Below are 4,019 nucleotides of genomic sequence, written 5' to 3'. Positions count from 1 at the left end.
GCAGCTCGCCCTGCGCCTGCACCAGGTGTCCCTGCCGCAGGCCCCGGGGGCCGTTTCCCCCTGAACGTTTCCCCGTGAACGCGCACGCGCCTTTGATTCATTGCAGGATCGTGAATACGATCTTTCATAACAAGCCAATACCGGGATCCATGCCTACTGTTCAGAGGTACCTCGCTTGACGCGTTCCTCTACCCCTGGATCCCACGATGTCTGCAGCAACACCGCGCCGCCGTACCGCGCTCGCCCTCACCACCACCGTCACCGCACTCGCGCTGCTCGTCTCCGGCTGCGGACTCGGCGGCCCGGAAGGCAAGCGCATCCGCGTGGGCGTCTCCGGCGACTCCCCCGAGTGGGACGTCCTCGCCAAGGAGGCGAAGAAGGAGGGCCTGACCGTCGAGCCGGTCGTCTTCGACGACTACTCGCTGCCCAACAAGGCCCTCGCCGCCGGCGACATCGAACTCAACGCCTTCCAGCACCTGGTCTTCCTCGCCCAGTCGAACACCGCGAACAAGACCGACATCACCCCCGTCGCCGCCACCACCGTGGTCCCGCTCGGCCTGTACTCCGGCAAGCACAAGCAGCTCTCCGACCTCCCCGACGGAGCCTCGATCGCCCTGCCCAACGACCCCTCCAACCAGGGCCGCGCCCTGCACGTCCTGGAGCAGGCGAAGCTCATCGGCCTCAAGCCGGACGCCGGGCTCTTCGCCACCCCCGACGACATCACCGACAACCCCCGGCACGTGAAGATCACCCCGGTCAACGCCCAGCAGACCCCGCGCACCCTCCAGGACGCGGACGCGGCGGTCATCAACGACGGGGTCGCCCAGCTCGCCGGGATCGACGCCAAGACCGCCCTGTTCAAGGACGATCCGGCCAGTCCGCAGGCCCTGCCGTACCTCAACGTCATCGCCGCCCGCGCCGACCGGAAGGACGACGCGGACTTCCAGAAGATCGTGAAGCTGTACGCCTCCAAGGCCGTGCAGGACGAGGTCCGCCGCACCAGCAACGGCACCGCCCACCACATCGAACTGCCCGCCCCCGAGCTGCGCACCGAGCTCGACCGCATCACGAAGCAGCTGGCCCGGTGACCGCCCCCGCCACCCCGGGCGGCCCCGGGCAGCCCGTCATCGAACTGCGCGACGTGCGCAAGGAGTTCCCCGGCGGTGCCATGGCCGTCGACGGGGTGAGCCTGACCGTCGGCGCGGGCACCGTCTTCGGCGTCGTCGGCCACAGCGGCGCCGGCAAGTCCACGCTGCTGCGCCTGGTCAACGGCCTGGAGGAGCCCACCTCGGGCAGCGTGCTCGTGGACGGCCAGGACCTCTCCGCCCTCGGCGAGCGCGGGCTGCGCCCCGTACGCAGGGAGATCGGCATGGTCTTCCAGCAGTTCAACCTCTTCCGCTCGCGCACCGTCCTCGGCAACGTCCTCTACCCGCTGCGCCTGGCCGGGCTGGACCGCGCCGCCGCACGGGCCCGCGCCGAGGAGACCCTCGACTTCGTCGGGCTGTCCGGGCACGGCGGGCGCTACCCCGAGCAGTTGTCGGGCGGGCAGCGCCAGCGCGTCGGCATCGCCCGCGCCCTGACCACCCGCCCCAAGGTGCTGCTGTGCGACGAGGCCACCTCCGCCCTCGACCCGCAGACCACCGGCGAGGTCCTGGCCCTGCTCCGCCGGGTCAACCGCGAGCTCGGGGTCACGATCCTGCTGATCACCCATGAGATGGAGGTCGTCCGCGGCCTCTGCGACCGGGTGGCCGTCATGGAGGAGGGCAAGGTGGTGGAGAGCGGCGAGGTCTACGAGGTGTTCGCGCGCCCGCGCCACGCCACCACGGCCGCCTTCGTCCGCTCTGCCCTGCACAGCGCCCCCTGCACAGCGCCCCGGACGGGCCGCTGCTGGAGCGGCTGCGGGCCCGCCACCCGGGGCGGCTGGTCACCGTGCCGGTGATCGACGGCGCCCCGGTGATGGACGCCCTCGCGCCGCTGCTGCGCGGCCACGGCGTCGACTTCGCCTTCGTGCACGGAGGGGTCGGCGAGGTGCGCGGGCGCCCGCTGGGCAGTGTGACCCTCGAACTGCGGGGTGAGGAGGCGGCGGTCGAGGCCGTCGCCGCCGGACTCGCCTCCGTGACGGGAACCACGGCCGGAGCCGCGGCCGTACCCGCGAACGCGACCGCGACCGCGACCGCGAGCGGTGTGAAGGCGGGTGTGCGGTGAGGGCCGACTGGAGCACGTTCTGGCCCAAGGTCCTCGACGCGACCGGCGAGACCGTGTACATGGTGCTGATCACGCTGGCGCTCTCCACCGTCGGCGGCCTGTCGGTCGGGCTCGCCCTCTACGCCACGCGCAAGGGCGGGGTGCTGCCGAACCGGGCCGTGCACGCGGTGCTGGGGACGTTCATCAACGTCATCCGGCCCGTCCCCTTCATCATCGCGATCGTGGCCCTGGCCCCGGTGACCCGGGCGGTGGTCGGCACGATGATCGGCACCGACGCGGCCGTCTTCCCGATGACGGTCGTGGCCACATTCGGCATCGCCCGGATCGTGGAGTCCAACCTGTTGTCCGTGGAGCCGGGCGTCATCGAGGCGGCCCGTTCCATGGGCGCCGGCCCGCTGCGCATCCTGCTCACGGTGCTGGTGCCCGAGGCGCTCGGGCCGCTGGTGCTGGGGCTGACGTTCATGCTCGTCGCGCTCATCGACTTCTCCGCGGTGGCGGGCACGGTCGGCGGCGGCGGTGTGGGCAACCTGGCGATGACCTACGGCTACCTGCGCTTCGACACCTCGGTGATGGTGGTGACCGTGCTGGTGCTCATCGCTCTGGTCCAGTCGGCGCAGTTCCTGGGGAACCTCCTGTCGCGCAGGATCCTCCGGCGCTGACCGCCCGGCGGCCCCGTTCGGGCGGCCGGGACACGGCGGTCCCGGTCAGGCGGCGTTCAGGCGGCCAGGGCCGTGGTGACCACCAGCGGGGGACGCTCCCGTTCCCCGGTCCAGGGGCGGCTGCGCACCAGTTCCGGGTCGGCGGTGTCGAGCGCCTGCTCGACCGTCGGCCGCTCCTGGACCACGTCCCGGAACCCGGCCCGCTCCAGGAGGCCGGGGATCCGGCCGACGGGCCAGGCGTGGTTGCGCACCTCCTGCCAGGTGCCGTCGGTGCGCCGCAGCCGCACGGTCAGACCCTGTCCCGGCGCGTGGACCGTGCCGGGACCGCCGATCCGCAGGGAGGCGTACTCCGTCCCTCCGCAGTCGGGGTCGGTGGACAGCAGGACGAACGGGCCCCCGGGACGCAGCAGCCGCCGGACCTCCGTGAAGACCGACAGGACGGCCTCCTCGTCCGGCAGTGAGGCGAGCACGTGGCTGCACATCGCCGCGTCCGCGCAGCCGTCGGCGAGTCCGCCCGTCCGGCCGCCCTCGACCAGGTGGAACTCCGCCACGGCGGTTCCGGGCGCGCGGGCCAGCGCCAGCATCTCGGGGGAGGTGTCCACCCCGATCACCCGCGCCCCCAGCAGCCGGGCGGCACGGTCGGCCACCTTGCCGGGCCCGCAGCCGTAGTCGACGAGGACGGAGCCGGCGCCGATGCCGCGGCGGGACAGGGCACGGAAGACGAAGGGGTAGCCGAGCAGCCAGTCGGTGGCCGCCTCCACCGCGGCGAAGGCCTGCGCACCGTCGCTCCCGGACCAGGCGGGCCCCTCCGCGGGCTCCGCCGCCGCCGGGTCCCGCGTCCAGTCATCGCTCACGTCTCCACTATCGGCCCGCCACGGGCGCCCGGCGCGGCGGCGACACGCCGTCACGGGCCGGGGCGTCGTCAGCCGGCCCGGGTGTGGCGCCGGTCGCGGCCCTCATGGGGTGTCCGCGGCGTCGGCGAGGAGTTCCGGGCCGTTGTTGCGGACGTTGTTGACGGCCGTGCTGACCGCGCGGGCCTCCAGGCGGCCGGCGGCCGGGGTGGTGAGGAGGGCGCGCAGGGCGTGCGGGTCCTCGTGCGCGGGATCGAGCCAGGCGTCGTAGTCGGCGGGGGCCAGGGCCAGCGGCATGCGGGGG

At 73.2% G+C, this 4,019-nt stretch carries 6 protein-coding genes; 4 read left to right on the top strand and 2 right to left on the bottom strand.

All coding sequences use genetic code 11. The annotated features are described in order from the left end of the window. The first annotated feature begins 206 nt into the window (after positions 1-206). From VR44_RS34005 to VR44_RS33995, 4 genes are read left to right on the top strand one after another with little or no spacing between them, the layout of a single operon-like run. Complete coding sequence (locus VR44_RS34005) at positions 207-1,088, top strand: MetQ/NlpA family ABC transporter substrate-binding protein (protein ID WP_045951498.1); 882 nt, start codon at positions 207-209, stop codon at positions 1,086-1,088. After that, positions 1,085-1,939 (top strand): methionine ABC transporter ATP-binding protein, encoded by an 855-nt coding sequence (locus tag VR44_RS34000; protein ID WP_063779003.1) that lies wholly within the window; start codon positions 1,085-1,087, stop codon positions 1,937-1,939. The genes VR44_RS34005 and VR44_RS34000 overlap by 4 nt, the downstream gene beginning before the upstream one ends. Beyond that, positions 1,930-2,205: an NIL domain-containing protein gene (locus VR44_RS46615; protein WP_063779002.1), complete on the top strand. Its 276-nt coding sequence runs from the start codon at positions 1,930-1,932 to the stop codon at positions 2,203-2,205. The genes VR44_RS34000 and VR44_RS46615 overlap by 10 nt, the downstream gene beginning before the upstream one ends. Next, positions 2,202-2,864, top strand: a complete 663-nt coding sequence (locus VR44_RS33995) for a methionine ABC transporter permease (RefSeq protein ID WP_045951497.1) — start codon at positions 2,202-2,204, stop codon at positions 2,862-2,864. The genes VR44_RS46615 and VR44_RS33995 overlap by 4 nt, the downstream gene beginning before the upstream one ends. Positions 2,865-2,920: 56 nt before the next feature. Here VR44_RS33995 and VR44_RS33990 read toward each other — a convergent pair whose 3' ends face one another. After that, complete coding sequence (locus VR44_RS33990; RefSeq protein WP_045951496.1) at positions 2,921-3,718, bottom strand: class I SAM-dependent methyltransferase; 798 nt, start codon at positions 3,716-3,718, stop codon at positions 2,921-2,923. Positions 3,719-3,820: 102 nt separating this feature from the next. Further along, positions 3,821-4,019: SOS response-associated peptidase family protein (locus tag VR44_RS33985; protein ID WP_045951495.1), on the bottom strand; the 199-nt coding region annotated here is incomplete at its 5' end.

The organism is Streptomyces katrae, from assembly GCF_000966975.1.
GTDB lineage: Bacteria > Actinomycetota > Actinomycetes > Streptomycetales > Streptomycetaceae > Streptomyces > Streptomyces katrae.
Note: the sequence above shows the minus strand (reverse complement) of the source record. Positions and strands in the feature narration are given on the sequence as shown.